Source organism: Microbacterium sp. cx-55, assembly GCF_021117345.1.
Classification (GTDB): Bacteria; Actinomycetota; Actinomycetes; order Actinomycetales; family Microbacteriaceae; genus Microbacterium.
Map to the genome: position 1 here is coordinate 2,147,230 of NZ_CP088261.1, position 19,148 is coordinate 2,166,377.

A 19,148-nucleotide genomic window follows, 5' to 3' on the forward strand; every position below is an offset into this window, starting at 1 on the left:
CTTCAGGTCACCATGACACTAAGATCGGCACGGAGATAAAGTCACCATGACACGAACCGGTAGTCCCGCCCCCGTCCGCGCGGATGTCGCGACCGACATCACGCGCGTCGCCGTGTCGACGGTCATCTTCAGCCTGCGCCGCGGAGCCGACGACGCTCCGCAGCTCGTCCTGCCGCTCGTCCGCCGCACCCGGGATCCGTTCGAGGGACTGTGGGCGCTGCCGGGCGGATGGCTCGACATCGCCGAAGACCTCGAGGATGCGGCATCCCGCACCCTCGCCGAGACGACCGGCCTCACCCCCAGCTATCTCGAGCAGCTCTACGCCTTCGGAAACGTCGACCGGTCCCCCTCGCGGGTCGTGTCGATCGTCTACTGGGCGCTGCTGCGCGCCGACGAGGTCGATGCCCAGGTCTCCGCGCACGCCGCCGGACGCGATGCGCCCGAAAACGTCCGCTGGTTCCCGGTCGCCGGTCTCCCCCCGCTCGCGTTCGATCATCAGCAGATCATCGACTACGCGCTCTGGCGGCTGCGCAACAAGGCCGGCTACAGCCGCGTCGCGCACGGCCTGATGACGGATTGCTTCACGCTCGCCGATCTTCGCGAGGTCTATGAAGCGATCCTCGGCCGCCGCCTCGATCCGGCGAACTTCCGGCGTCAGGTCGAGAACTCCGGAAGCCTCGTCCGCACCGACGCGTTCCGCACCGGAAATCACCGCCCCGCACGTTTGTACCGCCCCCACGCGGGCGCCGAGCTCGCCGATCGCGGCCCGCTCTCCCCCGCATCCGCACCGCACGAATCGAGCACGAGATGAGCCAGGCCACGCTGACCCTGCAGCCCCGCCCGATCGACCCTTCGGTCGATCATGAGATCCAGGCGATCGTCGCCGGGGCGGGCACCGCCTCGACGTGCAACACGGATCTCGCCGCCGGGCCCTGGTCGTTCGACACGCGCCCGGGGTACGGCCCCGGCGCCTCGATGGGCGACGTCATCCCGACCGGTTCGCCCCGCCAGGGTCAGCTCCCCCAGGAGTACCGCGACGCCTCCGACGACGACCTCGATGCCCGCATCCGTGCCGCCAAGGCGGCGCTCGGAGATCGCGTCGTCGTTCTCGGGCACTTCTACCAGCGCGAGGAGGTCATCCGGCACGCCGACTACGTGGGCGATTCGTTCCAACTCGCGGGGGCCGCACAGGCACGCTCCGAGGCGGAGGCGATCGTCTTCTGCGGGGTGCACTTCATGGCAGAGACCGCGGACCTCCTCTCCGGCCCCGACCAGGCCGTCATCCTGCCGAACCTGGCCGCCGGATGCTCGATGGCCGACATGGCGAACATCGACCAAGTCGAGGAGTGCTGGGAAGACCTCGAAGACCTCTACGGTGACCTGGACACTCCGGATGCCGACGGTCTGCTGCCCGTCATCCCGGTGACGTACATGAACTCGTCCGCCGCGATCAAGGGGTTCGTCGGACGCCACAACGGCATCGTGTGCACCTCGTCCAACGCCCGCACGGTGCTGGAATGGGCGTTCGCGCGCGGACGCCGGGTGTTGTTCTTCCCGGATCAGCACCTCGGGCGCAACACCGCGAAAGCGATGGGCATCCCGGTCGAGCGGATGCCGATGTGGAACCCCACGCGTCCGCTCGGCGGAAGCGACGAGCAGACCCTGCGGGACGCGCAGGTCATCCTCTGGCACGGCTTCTGCTCGGTGCACCGCCGGTTCACGGTCGATCAGATCGATCAGGCGCGCCGCGAGCACCCGGGTGTGCGCGTGATCGTGCACCCGGAGTGCCCGATGGCCGTGGTCGACGCCGCCGACGAGGCCGGATCGACGGACTACATCCGGAAGGCCATCGCTGCGGCCACCGAACCCACCACGTTCGCGATCGGCACCGAGATCAACCTCGTGCAGCGACTCGCGGCCGAATACCCGCAGCACGAGATCTTCTGCCTCGATCCCGTGGTGTGCCCCTGCTCGACGATGTACCGTATCCACCCCGGCTACCTCGCCTGGGTGCTCGAGGCGCTCGTGGCAGGTCAGGTGCTCAACCGCATCACGGTTCCGGCGTCGGTCGCCGACCCGGCCCGCGTCGCGCTCGAGCGGATGCTGGCCGCCAAGCCCACCGGTCTCGGCCGGTGAACACCACCCGCGCCCGCACGGCGCAGGCGATCGTCGTCGGCAGCGGCATCGCGGGACTGACCGCCGCCCTTCGCGCCGCCCGGAACGGTGTCGCGGTCACCCTCGTAACGAAGGACCGCCGCGACCACGCGGCGACGCACTATGCGCAGGGCGGCATCGCCGGCGTGATGACGGCGACCGACACCACCGAGGAGCACCTGCACGACACGCTGACCGCGGGCGCGGGTCTCACCGACCCGGTCGCGGCCCGCATCCTCGTCGAGGAGGGGCCCGCCCGCATCCGGGATCTGATCGATGCGGGTGTGCCGTTCGACCGGGATGCGGCGGGCGTGCTCCGGGCGGGCCTCGAGGGCGCGCACTCGCACCCTCGCGTGCTGCACGCCGGGGGCGATGCGACGGGGGCCGCGATCGAGCGCACCCTGCTCGAGCGCCTCGCCGAGAGCGACGTGACCGTGATCGAGCACGCGTTCGTCCGCGACCTCGTCGTGACCGACGGCCGCGTGACGGGCGTGGAGGTGCTGACGGGCGGACTTCGCCGCACGCTCACCGCGGATGCGGTCGTGCTCGCGACGGGCGGCGCAGGGCAGCTCTACCCGCACACGACCAACCCGTCGGTCGCGACCGGCGATGGGATCGCGCTCGCGCTCCGCGCGGGGGCGGCCGTCGCCGATCTCGAGTTCGTGCAGTTCCATCCGACCGTGCTCGCCGTCGGTGCGCCGTTCCTCGTCTCCGAAGCCGTCCGCGGCGAGGGGGCGACGCTGATCGACGCGCACGGCCACCGGTTCGCGCGGGACGCCCACCCCGACGGCGAACTCGCCCCGCGAGACATCGTCGCGCGTGCCATCGCGGCGCAGGACGACACGGTGTTCCTCGATGCGACGGGCCTCGGCCGCCCCGACACGGCGCGGTTCCTCGCGACCCGCTTCCCGACGATCGACGCCGCCATCCGCGCGCGCGGCCTCGACTGGGCGACCGAGCCCGTGCCGGTCACCCCGGCCGCGCACTACCTAATGGGCGGCGTCGTCACCGACCTGCAGGGACGTACGACCCTGCCGGGCCTCTACGCCGTGGGCGAGACCGCCCGCACGGGCGTGCACGGAGCGAACCGGCTCGCCTCGAACTCCCTGCTCGAAGGCGCGGTGTTCGGCGCCCGCGTGGCCGACGCGATCGTCGCCGACGCGGGCGCGGATGCCGGAACGTGGGCCGGCCCGGCCGCCCCTCCCATCGCTGCTGTCGGTGCTGTCGCTGCTCCGGAGCCGAGCGCACCCGACGCCGCCGGCATCCGCCCGTTCCACCGCGCGGCCCTGCAGGAACTCATGTGGCAGCACGCCGGCCTCGTCCGCGACGCCGAAGGCCTGCGGCACGCCGCCGACACCCTCGCGGGCTGGAGCGCCGAAGACGACCGGGCGACGGATGCGGTCCCCGCGCTCGAGGACTCGAACCTCCTGCGGGTCGCGACGGCCGTGGTCGACGCAGCACGACGACGGACCGCGTCGGTCGGTGCCCACTTCCGCCGCGACGACGCACCCGCCGAGCCGCGCGACCCGGCGTCGGCGCTCCCGTCATCGCGCACGCCCTCATCACGCACGGCGACGACCCGCACGGCATCTCCGCGCACGACTGTGCCCGACCGGGAAGAGGCTCCCGCATGCTGACCCGCACCACGATCGACCGTGTCGTCTCGGCCGCGCTCGACGAGGACGCCCCCTGGGGCGACCTGACGAGCGAGTCGCTCATCCCGGCCGAGGCCGTCGCGACCGCCGAACTGGTGGCCCGCGAGCCGGGCGTGTTCGCGGGCGGCGACGTCTTCGCTGCCGCGTTCGCGCTCACCGACCCGTCGGTGCGCGTGGAGCTGCTCGTCGCCGACGGCGGGGCCTTCGCCACGGGCGACGTTCTCGCCGTCGTCACGGGCCCCGCCCGCTCCGTGCTCACCGCCGAGCGGGTGGGCCTGAACTTCGTGCAGCGGATGGCGGGCATCGCTACCCTCACGGCCGCCTACGTGGCCGAAGTCGCCCACACCGGCGCGCGGATCGCCGACACCCGCAAGACCACCCCGGGTCTGCGCGCGTTCGAACGTCACGCCGTCCGCTGCGGCGGCGGCCACAACCATCGCTTCTCGCTGTCGGATGCGGTCATGGCCAAGGACAACCATCTCGCGGTGCTGACCGCATCCGGGGTCTCCGTCACGCAGGCCCTCGAGAGCGCCATCGCCCGCCTGCCGCACACGACCCACGTCGAAGTCGAGGTCGATCGACTCGACCAGATCGAGGCGGTCCTCGCCGCCGGGATCGGCACGATCATGCTCGACAACTTCTCGCTGGACGATCTGCGCCGCGGCGTCGAGCAGGTCGCCGGGCGGGCGACGATCGACGCGTCCGGCGGCGTCACACTCGAGACGGTGCGCCAGATCGCCGAGACCGGCGTCGATGTGATCTCCGTCGGCGCCCTCACCCACGCGGCTCGTGGACTCGACCTGGGTCTCGACATGCGCGTCGCGCTGCCGACCGAGGACTGACGCCCGATGGCGAGCCTGTACCTCGACAACGCCGCCACCACGGCCGTGCGCCCCGAGGTGCTCGAGGCGATGCTGCCCTACTGGACGCACGCGTTCGGCAACCCCTCCAGCCACCACGAGGTCGGCGAGGAGGCGGCCCGCGCACTCGCCGACGCGCGCGCCCGGGTCGCCGAGGTGATCGGCATGCGCGCGGGAGACGTGATCTTCACGTCCGGCGGCACGGAGGGCAACAACCTCGCTGTGAAGGGCATCGCGGTCGCCGCTCGCCTCGCCCGCGGCGCACGGCACGTGGTCACGACTCCCCTCGAACACGAGTCGATCCTCGAGTCCGTGGCTGCCCTGGAACGCGTGCACGAATTCACCTCGACCCGGGTTCCGGTCGACGCGTACGGACGGGTGAGTCCGGATGCGGTCGCCGCCGCGCTCCGCGACGACACGGCTCTCGTGAGCGTCGGCTACGCGAACAACGAGGTCGGCACCGTGCAGGACGTCGCCGGGATCGTGGCCGCCGCGCGGGAGCGCCGCATCCCGGTGCACCTGGACGCCGTGCAGGCCGCCGGGTGGCTGCCGCTCGCGGGCCTCGGCGTCGATGCCCTCACGATCGCGGGCCACAAGGTCGGCGCGCCGAAGGGCACGGGGGTTCTCGCGGTGCGCGGCCGCATCCCGCTCGAGCCGCTCCTGCACGGCGGAGGGCAGGAGCGGGGTCGTCGCAGCGGCACCGAGAACGTCGCGGGCGCCGTCGGGCTCGCGGCCGCGCTCGAACTCGCCGAACGGGAACGCGAGGAGTCCGCGGCGCGCGTGCGCGCGCTCCGCGACGCGTTCATCGCGCGGGTCGCCGCGCTCGTGCCCACGGCGCGCCTGACCGGGCACCCGAGCGCGCGACTCCCCGCCTCCGCGAGCTTCACCTTCGCCGGCACGAGCGGCGAGGCCGTGCTGCTCGAACTCGAGCGCCGCGGCGTGGTCTCCTCGAGCGGGTCGGCGTGCGCCGCCGGCAGCGACGAGCCCTCGCACGTGCTGATCGCGCTCGGCATCGCCCCCGCCGTCGCCCAGACGGCCGTGCGCTTCACCTTCCCGCACGACCTGTCCGCGTCCCTCGACGCGGTCGCGGATGCGGTCGCCGCATCCGTCGCCGCCGTACACTCGGGGCCGTGACCACCGCCGCCCTCATCACGATCATCGTGCCGGGATACAACGTCGCCCCCTGGGCGGCGGAAGCGCTCGCCTCGCTGCGGGCACAGACGCTCACCGAGTGGACGGCGGTGCTCGTCGACGACGGGTCGACCGACACGACCGGCGCGATGTTCGAGGCCGCAGCCGCGGCCGACCCGCGATTCCGGGTGATCCGGCACGACCGTCGCCAAGGCCTCGGCGCCGCCCGGAACGCCGGACTCGCGCTCGTGCAGACGCCGTTCATCGGGTTCCTCGACGCCGACGACGTGCTCCTCCCCGGCGCGCTCGCCCGCCTGGTCGCGGTGCTCGATGAGACCGGCAGCGACCTGGTCGCGGCGGCCTACGTGCGGCTGCGACCGGACGGTGCCGGCGGATACGCGCCCGGCCTCGTGCAGCCGTGGGTGGCGGCCGCGACCGCGCCCGAGCGCCGCGGTGTCACGCTCGAAGAGCACCCCGACGCCTCCGCCAACGTCGTCGCCTGGTCGAAGGTGAGCCGTGCCGCGTTCTGGCGCGACAGCGGCATCCGTTTCCCCGAGGGGCGCCTGTACGAAGACCAGGTCGTCGCGCAGACGATGTTCGCGCGGGCACGCCGCTTCGATGTGGTGCCCGACGTCGTCGTGCACTGGCGTGAACGCGGCGACGGATCCTCGATCACGCAGCACGAGAACCGCCTCGACGTGCTGCGGGACTGCCTCGACGCGATGAGCGAGGGCCTGCACGTGCTGGAAAGCACCGGCCACCGCCGCGCGGCGCACGCGCGGCTGGGTCAGATGCTACGGATGGATGTGCCGCGCCTCACGCGAATCGCCGCCGAGCATCCGGATGACGCCTACCGCCGCGCGCTCGGCATCTTCACCCGCGATCTCTTCGACCGCGCCGAGAGCGGATCCATCCCGCTCGCCGACGACGCGCTCACCGCACTCGCGGCCGCCCGCCTCTGGTAGCGCAGCCCGGGGGGGGTCACCCCGTCACGGCGCGGCCGGACCGGGGCTCGGTCAGGCGCTCTCGTCGACGATGATCCGGGCGGCCGCGAGCTGCTCGGCCGCGAGATCGGCGTACAGCCCGCCGCGGGCGAGCAGATCCTGGTGGGTGCCCGACTCGACGATGCGCCCACCGTCGACGACGTGGATGACGTCGGCCCCGACGACGGTCGACAACCGGTGCGCGACGGTGATCGTCGTGCGGCCGTGCGCGGCCGTGTCGAGGGCGGCCTGCACGAGACGCTCCGAGACGGTGTCGAGCGCCGAGGTCGCCTCGTCGAGGAGCAGCACCGGCGGGTCTTTCAACAGCACCCGTGCGATGGCGATGCGCTGCTTCTCGCCGCCCGACAGCCGATAGCCGCGCTCCCCCACGACCGTGTCGTACCCCTGCTCGAATCCGTCGATCACGTGGTGGATGTTGGCGGCGCGGCACGCGGCTTCGAGTTCCGCATCCGTCGCGTCCGGCTTCGCGTACCGCAGGTTCTCGCGGACGGTCGCGTGGAAGAGGTACGTCTCCTGCGACACGATGCCGATCCGATCGATTATGGAGGCGGTCGTGACGTCGCGCACGTCGGCTCCCGCGAAGAGCACGCTGCCGGCGCTCGCCTCGTAGAGCCGCGGCACGAGGTACAGCACGGTCGTCTTCCCGGCCCCGCTCGGGCCGACGAGCGCGACGTGCTGGCCCGGCTCGGCGACGAACGAGACGTCGGCGAGCGTCGGCCGAGACTCGTCGGTCGCCCCCGGGTAGCGGAACGACACGTTCCGCAGCTCCACCCGCCCGACCGGGCCGGGAGCCCCAGCGACATCGATCGCGCCGGGCGAATCCTGGATCGCCGGCCTCAGGTCGAGGTACTCGAAGATGCGCGCGAAGACCGCCGCCGAGGTCTGCAGATCGAGCGCCACGCGCATGAGGCCCATAAGCGGCTGCAGGAGGCGCGCCTGCACCGTCGTGAACGCCACGATCGTGCCGGCCGTGATCGTGGCGGCGCCGTCCGCGCCGTCGGAGAGGAAAATGCCCGACATGAGGTAGATGACGGCGGGCACGCTGGCGATGATCACGCCGACGAGCGCGAAGAACCCCTGCCCGCTCATCGCCTGCCGCACCTGCAGCCGCACCTGCACGAGACTCTCGGTGCGGTACCGGCGCGACTCGTCGCCCTGTCGGTTGAACGACTTCGCGAGCAGGATGCCGGACACGCTCAGGCTCTCCTGGGTGATGGCGGACAACTCCGACAACGACTCCTGCGTCTGGCCCGCGATCCGCGCCCGCACCTGCCCGACCCGGCGCTGGATCAGCGCGAGGATCGGCATCATGAACACGGCGACGATCGTCAGGCGCCAGTCGATCAGAATCATCGCGACGAGCGAGGCGATGACGGTGACCGTGTTGCCGAGGATGCTCGTCATGGTGTTCGTCAGCACGTCCGACACCGCGCCGACGTCGTTCTGCAGACGCGACTGGATCGCCCCGGTCTTGGTGCGCGTGAAGAAGCCCAGCTCCATGGCCTGAAGATGCTCGAACAGGCGCACCCGGAGGTCGCCCGTGACGTTGTTGCCGACGGTCGAGGTGAGCCAGGTCTGCAGCACCTGCAGCCCCGCGGAGAAGAAGAAGAGGGCGGTCATGATGCCGACCAGACGCAGCAGCAGACTCATGTCGACCGCACCGCCGTCGGTCGGGAAGAGCGCGTCGTCGAAGATGCGCTGCACGATGAGCGGCGGCACGACCGCGATCGCCGCACCGATGACGACGAGACCCGCCGTGAACACGAGGCGAGTGCGATAGGGCCGGAACAGCGCCGCGACGCGGGCGCCGAGGTGGTCGATGCGCGGCGCCTGCGCGTTGACCGCGCGTTGACTCGATGCATCCGCACGGCGGAACGACACAGGACGCTGCGGTCCCATGGGCATGCTCATCCGCACAGCCTAGATCTGTCTTGCGCACGCCGGCCCGGAAGCGGCGGGAGCCACCGCGGCGGGCGGGCGGATCTGCATCCGTTCACGAAAACGGGAATGCGATGTCACCGGTCGCCGTTAGTCTTCACGTTCGCCGGTTCCGGCACATCCCCGTACCCCGCCTCTTGAGGAGACGACGATGCACGTCGATGCCGTTCAGACCGGTTCCCTTTCCCGTCCGAGCACCGCCACGCCAGTCGCCCGCAACGATAACCGCGTGATCTGGTTGCTGCTCGCCGCCGCGTTCGTCGCGATCTTGAACGAGACGACGATGGGTGTGGCGATCCCGCACCTGATCACCGACCTCGGGATCACCGCGGTGCTCGCCCAGTGGCTGACGACCGCCTTCATGCTGACGATGGCCGTGGTCATCCCGATCACGGGCTTCCTGCTCCAGCGCCTAACCACGCGCGCCGTGTTCGTGACGGCGATGTCGCTGTTCTCCGCCGGCACCCTGATCGCCTTCCTCGCTCCCGGCTTCGAGGTGCTCCTGATCGCCCGCGTCGTGCAGGCCTCCGGCACCGCGATCATGATGCCGCTGCTCATGACGACCGTGATGACCCTCGTTCCGCCGCAGACGCGGGGGCGCATGATGGGCCGTATCAGCATCGTCATGGCCCTCGCCCCGGCGATCGGCCCGACTCTCTCGGGATTCATCCTCGACAACTTCAGCTGGCGCTGGATCTTCGGCGTCGTTCTCCCTATCGCGCTCGTCGCGCTCGGCGTCGGCGCGCGCCTGATCCACAACATCGGCGAGAAGCGTCGGGCGCGCGTCGACATCCTGTCGATCGTGCTGTCGGCGTTCGGTTTCGGCGGCCTGGTCTACGGTCTCGCGCAGATCGGCGGCGGCTCCTCGCACGGCGGCGGAGCGGATGCGGACGCCGCCGCAACGGCATCGGCGCTCACCCTCTGGGTGGCGCTCTCCATCGGTGTGGTATCGCTCGCACTGTTCGTGTGGCGTCAGCTGCGCCTGCAGAAGACCGACGACGCCCTGCTGGATCTGCGCGTCTTCCGTTCCGGCAACTTCTCGCTGTCGGTCGCGCACTTCGCCGTGATGTCGCTCGCGTTCTTCGGCACGATCACCGTGCTGCCGCTCTTCGCGCAGAACGCCATGGGCCTGAGCCCGCTCGAAACCGGCCTCGTCGTGCTGCCCGGCTCACTCGCGATGGGCCTCGCCGGTCCCCTCATCGGCCGCATCTACGACCGCTGGGGCCCCCGCGTGCTGCTGCTCCCCGGCTCGATCCTCGTCGTGGTTCTTCTCTGGGTCTTCACGACCCTGAGCGAGACGACGCCGATCTGGGAGCTGCTGGTCACCCAGACGTTCCTGTCGCTCGGTCTCGCGATGTCGTTCACCCCGCTGTTCACGGCGTCGCTCGGCTCGCTCGAACCGCGTTTCTACTCGCACGGCAGCGCGATCGTGAGCACCGTGCAGCAGGTGGCGGGAGCCGCCGGCATCGCCGTCATGATCACGATCATGAACGCCGGCTACGTTGCAGGTGCGGCGAGCGATCAGGCCGCGTGGGCGGCGGGTGCGCGCGGAGCGTTCCTGTTCGCCGCGATCGTCGCGATTCCGACGATCATCAGCGCGTTCTTCATCCGGAAGCCCGACGACAGCGTGGGGATTCCGGCCGGTCACTGACCGCGTCAGGCGATCAGGCTGCCGGCAGCGCCGGAGTGATCGCTCGGGGCTTTGCCCCGGTGATCACCCGGCGCGAGGCGTCGGGACGATCAGACGCTGCAGGAGCCGCCGCCGCAGCATCCGGATGCGGCATCCTCGATCACCGGAAGAAGGTTCTCCGGGGCGGGAGCGGGCTGGAGCTGGATCGGCCGGGGTGCAGACATGCTCACCATGCTAGACCCGGTGCTCGCCTCCGCGGGCCGAGCGCCGTTTGGCGCGCTCGGGCACGGCCTCGCCGAGGGGCGACCGGGACGCTGTGCCGCGATGGCACGGCCCTGCTCGGCCGCCTGCGTGCACAACTCGGGAAGAATCGACCCATGAGCCACGTCACGACCGGCCTGCCCTCCCGTTCTGCCATGTTGCGCACGGTCACCCGGCGGTTCCGGTGACTTTTCCGAGCGCGCAATGGTGCCGCAGCCGGTCGCACGGCGCGGTGTGCACGCGCCCCCGCGGCCACGCTGGTCTGCACAACCGCTCGGGCACGAGCCGAATGTGGTCGGACCGGCAGGCGGATGCGGCGGCGTGCCCCGGCTCGGGCGCTCCGGCAGAGCCCGCACACCCGCTGCCCAACGGTTTTCCGCACGGGCGCGCGCTCTGCCCGGAGTGCTGGGGGTTCGCTGCGGTGGCCGACGGCGTGCTCACACTGCACGATGCGTTTCGCGGAGCGGAAGACGACACCGCGGCCGCCGATCGCGCCGCCTGGTTCAACGTCTCCGGCTGGAGTCGCTGACCACCCCCTCGCTCGACCGCCCCGATCGCGTTCGGCCGCGCCCACTCAGACCGGGGGCGAGGAACGCTCGACGAGACGGGTGATCGCCGTGAGCGGGATCCCGATCCACGCCGGACGGTTGCGCACCTCGTAGATCGCCTCGTACACGGCCTTGTCGATCTCGAACGCGTCGAGCAGCGCGCGACGCGAACGTACGTCGTCGCCGGATGCGGCCACGTACCCGTCGAGGAACGCGTTCCTCGCGGTGGAGGCCCAGGATGCCGCGTCGATCGGTGGGGTCTCTTGCGCGAGCGAGCCGGCGACGTAGTCGAACGAGCGGAGCATTCCGGCCACATCTCGAAGCGGAAGGTCGGGCCGTGATCGCTCCGGCATCGGCCGCAGCGGCTCCCCCTCGAAATCGAGCAGGACCCAGCCGAGCTCGGGCGAGCGCACCGCCTGACCGAGGTGCAGGTCGCCGTGGATCCGCTGCAGCGCCGGCCACGCCATCCCCGCGATGGCGCGGTACAGGGCCTCGATGCGCGGAGCGAGCGGCTCGAGCGCCGGAACCTCGCGCACGGCGATCGCGAGGCGACGGCGCAGGCTGACGAGCGCCGATTCGATCTCGGCCGGGCCCGCGGGAACAACCGGGAGGGCGCCGCGGAGCGTCGCGTGCACCTCCGCGACGGCCACACCGAGATCACGGGCCGGGATGCTGAAGTCCTCTCCGCGCGAGGCGGCATCCCGCGCGACGACCCAAGCGTCCTGCAGCCCGGAGAGGAACTCCTGCGCGAAGGCCAGGTGGCCGCGCGCCTGGCCGTCGGCGCGACCGGGATCCGGCCAGGTGCCGACGAGCGCTCCGAGCGATGCCGGCACGCGGTGCGATCCGGCGGCGGTCAGAGCGCTCTGGGTGGTGACGTCGGGGTTCTCGCCGTGGTGCAGCACCCGGAAGACCTTGACGATCGCGGTCGGCGTCGACCCGCCCTCGACCTCGCAAACGAGCGACGTGTTCGACTGCTCTCCCGAGAGCACGTGCGCCCGCGTCACTCGACCGGGCGCCGAGAACACCTGCCCGCGCAGGCTCGCACCGGCAACGTCGACCCGGGCACTGTCGGCCATCGCGGCCACCAGGGCCTGCGCATACGCGGCATCGTGGGGTCCGTCGTAGAGCCACCGATCGCCCGATCGACCGATCAGCGCGCCCGCGCCGTCATCGACCGCCGCCGAGCGGGACACGACGGGCACCTGGTACAGCACCGGCGCCTCGTGCGCTTCGTCGATCACGAGGTGGACGGCGATCTCCGCATCCGGGTCGGGCGAGGGAACCGCCATCGCGGCGATGACCCGAAGGCGGGGCACGCGTCCCTTGGTCGCGTACCAGCGCTGACGAGGCAGCCATTCGGAAAGAGTGTCCAGGTCGACAGTCAGCGTCATGACGCCATGCTGGCACGGGCGGGTCCGCATCCGGTCGCCCTTGATTCCGGCGGTCGAAAACTCTAGGCAGTGCCGGCACGCGATGCATCACGAAAGAGACGTCCGCGCGCGGTTAGCACACTGAAGGGCACCGCGGCAACCGTGGCCAGGTCGTTGCGTGCGAGCGTCGAAGCCGCTGAAGTGGTGCGATGGCAACGGACATCTCAGCGAGCGAAGCGAAGAGCGGCGGCGGTCTCAAGCGCGCGGTCGGCGGGTGGTTGTTGTTCGCCTTCATCGTGGGCGACACCCTCGGCGCCGGCATCTACACACTCGTCGGCACGATGGCGGCGGATGTCGGCGGTGTGATCTGGCTGCCCCTCCTGATCGCCCTCGTAGTGGCGCTGCTGACGGCCGGTACGTACGCCGAACTCATCACCAAGTACCCGCACGCGGGTGGCGCCGCCCGCTACGTGGACCGGGCGTTCCACATCCCCTACCTGTCGTTCCTCGTCGGATTCCTGATGATGGCGTCGGGCATCACGACGGCCGCGGCCCTCGCGAACGCGTTCGCGGGCGACTACCTCGCCGCGCTCATCGACGTGCCGGCCGCCCCCGCCGCGGCCGTCTTCATCGTCCTGCTGACGCTCATCAACCTCCGGGGGGTCAAGGAATCGCTCAGCGCCAACTTCGTCGCCGCCATCATCGAGGTGTCCGGTCTCGTGATCGTCATCGTCGTCGCGGCGATCGCCTTCGGCGCCGGAAACGGCGACCCCGGCCGCATCTTCGAGTTCGCCCCGGACGTGCCGCCGCTGCAGGGCGCGTTCGCCGCATCCGTCATCGCGTTCTTCTCGTTCCTCGGGTTCGAGGCCGCCGCGAACATGGCCGAAGAGGTCAAGAACCCCTCCAAGAACTACCCGCGCGCGCTCTTCGGCGCGATCATCACGGCGGCCGTCGTGTACCTGCTGATCGCCATCGGCGCCGTCATCGTGCTGCCGCCCGCAGAGCTCGCCGAATCGAGCGGCCCGCTGCTCGACGTCGTCGCGGCGAGCGGAGTCGGGGTGCCCGCGTGGCTCTTCGGCATCATCGCGCTGATCGCGATCGCGAACGGTGCCCTGCTCTTCATGGTGATGGCCAGCCGCGTCGGCTACGGCCTGGCGCGTTCGGGACTCCTCCCCCGCGCATTCGGACGCGTCCTGCCGAAGCGTCAGACCCCGTGGGTCTCGATCGTCGTCGTCGCGGGGGCCACGATCGCCCTGTCGTTCCTCGGCGACGTGTCATCGCTCGCCGAGACGACCGTGCTGCTCCTCCTCCTGGTCTTCCTCGCGGCGAACGTGAGCGTGCTCGTGCTGAAGAAGGACAAGGTCGAGCACTCGCACTTCTCCGTGCCGCGCGTCGTACCGATCCTGGCGATCATCGCGAGCATTGTGCTGCTCGCCCAGCAGTCCGGTGCCGTGTGGCTCGGTTCGCTCGTCTACATCGCCATCGGTTCGGTGCTGTTCGTCATCGCGCGACTGAAGCGCAACAGCGAGGTGCGCTCCGAGACCGCCGAGCTGCAGACCATTCGCGACGCCGGCGATGCGCCGGGAACAAACACCGACGCGTAGCTCGGGTGGTGTCTGCGGGGCGGATGCGGTCCGCCGCCCCGCAGGGCCGATCGCCGGCGCCTTCCGCGGGGCCGCGCCCCCGGCGTTAGCCTGGGTACGGTCGCCATCCGCATCGGCCGACGAAAGGCCCCCTGTGAACCTCACACTGCTCGAGCGCTTCGTCGCCGTCGCCGAAGAACTCCATTTCCCGCGCGCTGCGGGCACCCTCGGCATCCCGCTCGCCTCGCTCTACTCGTCGATCGACAAGCTCGAATCCGAGATCGGGCAGCCGCTGATCACCCGCGATGCCCCGACGACGCTGACGCCCGCCGGGGCGCTACTGCTCGTCGATGCCAAGCAGGAGATCGCCGCCGCGCCCGCCCCCGCGAAGAAGCCGGTCGTTCCGGCGGGCGGCAAAGCCAAAGCATCAAAGGGCAAGGGGCGCACGCCCGTGGTGAAGGGCCAGCCGAAGCCGTACAAGAAGCGCCAGGGTCGCTGACCCGCCGCATTCCCCCTACGCTTCGGCGACCTGACCGCCGTCGACCCGCCAATGCCGATCGGTGCGCACCGTCGAGAGCATGCGGCGATCGTGCGTGACGAGCAGAAGGGTGCCGTCGTACGACTCCAGCGCCTGCTCGAGCTGTTCGATGGCCGGCAGATCGAGGTGGTTCGTCGGCTCGTCGAGGACGAGGACGTTGATCCCCCGGGCCGGCAGGAGGGCGAGGCCCGCGCGCGTGCGTTCGCCCGGTGACAGCTCATCGACGGGGCGCCCGACATGGTCGGCCTTCAGCCCGAACTTCGCAAGGAGGGTTCGCACGTCGGCGGAGGCGAGCGTCGGCACGAGCGCTTCGAACGCATCCGCGAGCGGCTGCGTCCCGGCGAGCAACGACCGCGCCTGATCGATCTCACCGACCTGCACGTTCGCGCCCAGGCTCGCGGTGCCCTCGTCGGGCTGCTGGGTTCCGAGCAGCGCGCGGAGGAGGGTCGACTTGCCGGCGCCGTTCGGGCCGGTGATGCCGATGCGCTCCCCCGCGTTGATCTGCACCGAGAGTGGACCGAGGGTGAACGAGCCCTGGCGGAACACCGCACCGGAGAGCGTCGCGACCACAGAGCTGGAGCGCGGAGCCGCCCCGATCGTGAACTCGAGCTGCCATTCCTTGCGCGGCTCGTCGACCTCGTCGAGTCGCGCGATCCGACTCTCCATCTGCCGCACCTTCTGCGCCTGCTTCTCGCTCGACTCGGCAGCGGCTTTGCGCCGGATCTTGTCGTTGTCGGGTGACTTCTTCATGGCGTTTCGCACGCCCTGACTCGACCACTCGCGCTGCGTGCGGGCGCGGGAGACGAGATCGGCCTTCTTATCGGCGAACTCTTCGTACTTCTCCCGCGCGTGGCGGCGCACCGTCGCGCGCTCCTCGAGGTAGGCGTCGTATCCGCCGCCGAACACGCGATTCGACGCCTGCGCGAGATCGAGCTCGAGCACGCGGGTGACCGCGCGCGCGAGGAACTCCCGATCGTGACTGACCAGCACGGCGCCGCCCCGGAGGCCGCGCACGAACGCCTCGAGCCGCTCGAGTCCGTCGAGGTCGAGGTCGTTGGTCGGTTCGTCGAGCAGCACGATGTCGAAGCGACTGAGCAGCAGAGCCGCGAGCCCGACGCGCGCGGCCTGCCCGCCCGAGAGCGAGGTCATGGTCGCCACATCCGCCGGCACGCCACCGAGATCGAGCCCCAGATCGGCCAGCACCACGGGAAGGCGCTCATCGAGGTCGGCCGCGCCGCTCGCGAGCCATCGGTCCAGCGCCGTCGAGTAGGCGTCGGCGGGGTCGATGCCGGAACCCTCCGCGAGCGACGGGTCGCCGAGCGCGGCGGCGGATGCATCCATCACGCGGGTCGCTTCGGCACAGCCCGTGCGCCGGGCGATGTAGGCGGCGACCGTCTCTCCCGCGACGCGCTCGTGCTCCTGCGGAAGCCAGCCGACGAAGGCGTCGGCCGGGGCGAGCGAGATCGTACCGCCCTGGGGCTCATCGATGCCGGCGAGCAATCGCAGCAGCGTCGACTTTCCGGCGCCGTTCGCGCCGACCACCCCGACGACATCACCGGGGGCGACGGTCAGATCGAGCGAGTCGAAGAGCGTGCGGTGGCCGTACCCGCCGGCCAGGTCTCGGGCGACGAGTGTGGCGGTCATCCGTCAATCCTGTCACCGGCAGGCGGCTCCGCGCACCACCCCGCGCACACGGGCGGCGGCCGGGCGCGGGGCGCGCGGCGGATACACGAGGGTGACCAGCACGACCGACACGATCATGAGCAAGAACCACGAACTCAGCTTCGACAGCGACACGGGCTCCCACCCGTCCACCTGGTTCGGGTACAGCCAGGCACCGGCCCAGGTGCTGATGTTCTCGGCGAGGTAGATGACGGCCGCTACCCCCGCGAACACCAGCAGGAGCGGTAGGCGCAGACGCGCGCGCCACACTCGCGCGTGCAGAACCGTGGGCAGCCAGAGGGCGACGACGGCGACCATCAGCCCCCAGCGGGCGTCCCACCAGAAGTGATGAAGGAAGAAATTCGCGTAGATCGCGGCCGCGACGATCACGGTCGCCCAGACCGGCGGATACCGGCGGAACCGGATGTCGAAGAGCCGGTACACGCGCACCATGTACGACCCGACGGCGGCGTACATGAACCCGCTGAACAGCGGCACTCCGGCGATCCGCAGCACCCCGCCGGCGTCATACATCCACGATCCCGCGTCGGTCTTGAAGATCTCCATCGCCGTCCCTGTGATGTGGAACGCCACGATCACCCAGAGCTCGCGGCGGTTCTCCAGGCCCGCCGCGATCATGCCGATCTGGATCAGCACGGCGGCGATCGTCAGGGCATCGTTCCGGGCGAGCGGGGCCGCATCCGGATACCAGAGGCGGGCGGCGAGGATCACGGCGAGCAGCAGCGCCCCGAACACGCACGCCCACGCCTGCTTCGCGAAGAAGACGCCGATCTCGACGAGCGCGCCCCGCCAGCCGGTGCTCGGGGCGCGACGCAGGATGCGGTGGGCCCGGTCGTCGAGGCGTCGTTCGAGGCGCGTGGGCTTCTGCACCCCGCGAGGCTAGGGCGCGCGGCTGAATGACCGGTGTGGTCCGGTCAGGTCCGGCGCCGCGTCAGGTCCGGCGCCCCGGTCAGGTCCGGCGCCCGTCAGACGAACCGCACCCAGTTCGCGGTGCGCCCGGTCTCCGCCCGACCCCGCAGGTCGAGGTCGTCGCCGTGCACGGCGTACAGCGAGACGGTCGTGGACTGCTCGCCCGCGGCGACCAGATACGCGCCGTCCGCACTGATGTGGAACCCGCGCGGCTGCGGCTCGGTGTCGACGAACCGGGTGGGCGCCGCGAGAGAACCGTCCTCGGCGACGAGGACGGCGCCGAGCGTGCTCTCAGATCGCTCGGAAGCCCAGAGTCGCTTTCCGTCGTCGGCGACGTGCAGATCAGCACCCCAGATGAGGTGCTCCGCCCGCGGGTCGGCGCCGAACCGGCTGCGCGTGAGGCCGCGCGTCGGGTCGAACGCATCCGCGGCGCCCTGGAGGGTCAGCGCGCCGGTCGCGGTGTCGCGCGTGTAGTGCAACACCTCGGCCGAGAACTCCGTCAGCACGTAGACCGCGTCCTGGGCCGCGTTCAGCACCAGGTGGCGCGGGCCGCTGCCGGCCGGCGCCGCGACCGTCGGGGGGTCGAGCGGCGTGAGGGTCGCGTCATCCGCCAGCGCGTACTGGGCGATCAGATCGGCGCCGAGGGAGACGAAGTAGGCGTTCCGCCCGTCGGCGCTCGGCAGCACCGAGTGCAGGTTCGGGAATTCGATGCGGGAGGCCGGCTCGCCGACCACGCCGTCGACGATGGGAGCGCTGATACCGAAGCCGCCGCCGTACGAGGCACCGAGCAGCACCGTTCCGTCGTGCGACAGGCTGAGGTAGTTCATGCCGCCGCCCACCAGGTCGAGGCGCGAGATCTGCTCGAGCGCGCCGCTCGCGCGGTCGAGGCGGAGCGTGACGATGCCGGGCGACTCTTCTTTCGTACGTCCCTTGACGCCCGCGTAGACCAGGCCCCGCGTGGAATCGACGGCGAACGTCGACGTTCCGGTCAGTCCTTCGGTGAGCGCGATGCGCTCGAGCGCGCCGTCGAAGAATCGGAAGGTGCTGATGCTGCCATCACCGGAGTTGGCCACGAGGACGAGAGATTCGGTCATCTCTCGATCGTATGCACTCCGAACGGGGGTCAGCCGAATCCGCCGTCACCGAGGGTCGTTCGAGATGAGGGTCAGTCCCAGTCGAGGTAGTCCTCGATGGCCCAGGACGTCGCGCCGACGTGGGTCGCGGGGAAGAGGTGCCCGCCGCCCTCGACCGCGACGACGCTGACGAGGCCGGGCGCCGCGGCGCGCAGCAGCTCGCCGTTCGCCGTCGGAGTGATGGTGTCCTCCGTGCCCTGGATGATGAGCACGGGCACGCCATCGGCGAGCGCCGACAGTTCACCGGTCGCTTCGCGCGCCGCGCGCTGCATGGCCTCGAGGTCTTTGTCGCGGGCGACGTCGGTGCCGTCATCCGGACCGTCCGACCCCGCGGTGCCCTCGACGCCGAGCAACAACACGCCGTTGACGCGGTCGTGATGGTCGATCGCCACGAAGCGCGCGACCGTGCCGCCGAAGGCGTGTCCCCCGACCCACGCGTCGGCCACACCGAGGTGGTCGAGGACATCGACGACGTCCTGGGCGAGATCGTGCAGCGTGACGGCTGCATCCGTGGGTCGACGTGCACCGATCCGGATGAGGTGGAAGTCCTCCTGCGCCACCGAATGCGCGAGCGGGCCGAGGTATCCGATGTTCAGGCCCTGCCCGGGAAGCAGCACGACCGCGGGCCCGTCGCCCTCCACCTCGAACGGGATGGCGCGGCCGTCGGGCTCGAAGATCTGGGAGTCCGGCATTCGTGCATCCTCTCGCGGGGGTGGGTGTCGACGTTCCAGCCTAACGTTCGCGCGCCGCG

General features: G+C 70.9%; 16 protein-coding genes. 10 read left to right on the forward strand and 6 right to left on the reverse strand.

The genetic code is table 11. The annotated features are described in order from the left end of the window. The first annotated feature begins 46 nt into the window (after positions 1-46). The 6 genes from LQ938_RS10160 to LQ938_RS10185 are packed head-to-tail and all read left to right on the forward strand — an operon-like array spanning position 47 to position 6,765. Complete coding sequence (locus tag LQ938_RS10160) at positions 47-811, forward strand: NUDIX hydrolase (RefSeq protein ID WP_223720705.1); 765 nt, start codon at positions 47-49, stop codon at positions 809-811. After that, a complete protein-coding gene (gene nadA / locus LQ938_RS10165; protein WP_223720704.1) occupies positions 808-2,136 on the forward strand; it encodes a quinolinate synthase NadA in 1,329 nt (442 codons plus the stop codon). Before LQ938_RS10160 ends, nadA begins: the two co-directional genes overlap by 4 nt. Beyond that, the gene (nadB, locus tag LQ938_RS10170; RefSeq protein WP_223720703.1) at positions 2,133-3,791 is read left to right on the forward strand and encodes an L-aspartate oxidase; all 1,659 of its coding nucleotides are present in this window, start codon (positions 2,133-2,135) and stop codon (positions 3,789-3,791) included. Before nadA ends, nadB begins: the two co-directional genes overlap by 4 nt. After that, a complete protein-coding gene (nadC, locus tag LQ938_RS10175; RefSeq protein WP_223720702.1) occupies positions 3,785-4,651 on the forward strand; it encodes a carboxylating nicotinate-nucleotide diphosphorylase in 867 nt (288 codons plus the stop codon). Before nadB ends, nadC begins: the two co-directional genes overlap by 7 nt. Positions 4,652-4,657: 6 nt before the next feature. Beyond that, positions 4,658-5,803 carry a cysteine desulfurase family protein gene (locus tag LQ938_RS10180; protein WP_223720701.1) on the forward strand — a complete coding sequence of 382 codons (1,146 nt, stop codon included), beginning with the start codon at positions 4,658-4,660 and terminating at the stop codon, positions 5,801-5,803. Continuing rightward, complete coding sequence (locus tag LQ938_RS10185; protein WP_223720700.1) at positions 5,800-6,765, forward strand: glycosyltransferase family 2 protein; 966 nt, start codon at positions 5,800-5,802, stop codon at positions 6,763-6,765. Before LQ938_RS10180 ends, LQ938_RS10185 begins: the two co-directional genes overlap by 4 nt. Positions 6,766-6,816: 51 nt before the next feature. Here the strand turns inward: LQ938_RS10185 and LQ938_RS10190 are convergent, their stop codons facing one another. Further along, positions 6,817-8,709: an ABC transporter ATP-binding protein gene (locus tag LQ938_RS10190; protein WP_374197451.1), complete on the reverse strand. Its 1,893-nt coding sequence runs from the start codon at positions 8,707-8,709 to the stop codon at positions 6,817-6,819. Between the two features lie 184 nt (positions 8,710-8,893). Here LQ938_RS10190 and LQ938_RS10195 point away from each other — a divergent pair, with 184 nt between their 5' ends. Together LQ938_RS10195 and LQ938_RS10200 are read left to right on the forward strand one after the other, a co-directional pair. Beyond that, complete coding sequence (locus LQ938_RS10195; protein ID WP_223720698.1) at positions 8,894-10,393, forward strand: MDR family MFS transporter; 1,500 nt, start codon at positions 8,894-8,896, stop codon at positions 10,391-10,393. 529 nt (positions 10,394-10,922) lie between these two features. Then, the gene (locus tag LQ938_RS10200) at positions 10,923-11,162 is read left to right on the forward strand and encodes a hypothetical protein (RefSeq protein ID WP_223720697.1); all 240 of its coding nucleotides are present in this window, start codon (positions 10,923-10,925) and stop codon (positions 11,160-11,162) included. A 45-nt stretch (positions 11,163-11,207) separates the two neighbouring features. Here the strand turns inward: LQ938_RS10200 and LQ938_RS10205 are convergent, their stop codons facing one another. Further along, entirely contained in the window at positions 11,208-12,572 is a 1,365-nt protein-coding gene (locus LQ938_RS10205) for a maltokinase N-terminal cap-like domain-containing protein (protein WP_223720696.1), read from the reverse strand. A 188-nt stretch (positions 12,573-12,760) separates the two neighbouring features. Between LQ938_RS10205 and LQ938_RS10210 the strand changes: the two genes are divergently transcribed. Together LQ938_RS10210 and LQ938_RS10215 are read left to right on the forward strand one after the other, a co-directional pair. Further along, on the forward strand, positions 12,761-14,155 hold the full coding sequence (locus LQ938_RS10210; RefSeq protein ID WP_223720695.1) for an APC family permease: 1,395 nt from the start codon (positions 12,761-12,763) through the stop codon (positions 14,153-14,155). A 133-nt stretch (positions 14,156-14,288) separates the two neighbouring features. After that, the gene (locus LQ938_RS10215; RefSeq protein ID WP_223720694.1) at positions 14,289-14,633 is read left to right on the forward strand and encodes a LysR family transcriptional regulator; all 345 of its coding nucleotides are present in this window, start codon (positions 14,289-14,291) and stop codon (positions 14,631-14,633) included. 15 nt (positions 14,634-14,648) lie between these two features. Here the strand turns inward: LQ938_RS10215 and LQ938_RS10220 are convergent, their stop codons facing one another. From LQ938_RS10220 to LQ938_RS10235, 4 genes are all read right to left on the reverse strand, one after another. Next, entirely contained in the window at positions 14,649-16,316 is a 1,668-nt protein-coding gene (locus LQ938_RS10220; protein WP_223720693.1) for an ABC-F family ATP-binding cassette domain-containing protein, read from the reverse strand. Between the two features lie 12 nt (positions 16,317-16,328). Then, positions 16,329-17,225, reverse strand: coding sequence for a DUF817 domain-containing protein (locus LQ938_RS10225; protein ID WP_223720692.1), 897 nt, complete (start codon positions 17,223-17,225; stop codon positions 16,329-16,331). Positions 17,226-17,320: 95 nt separating this feature from the next. Further along, positions 17,321-18,358 (reverse strand): lactonase family protein, encoded by a 1,038-nt coding sequence (locus LQ938_RS10230; protein ID WP_223720691.1) that lies wholly within the window; start codon positions 18,356-18,358, stop codon positions 17,321-17,323. Between the two features lie 71 nt (positions 18,359-18,429). Continuing rightward, positions 18,430-19,089, reverse strand: coding sequence for an alpha/beta fold hydrolase (locus LQ938_RS10235; protein WP_223720690.1), 660 nt, complete (start codon positions 19,087-19,089; stop codon positions 18,430-18,432). Positions 19,090-19,148 lie beyond the last annotated feature (59 nt).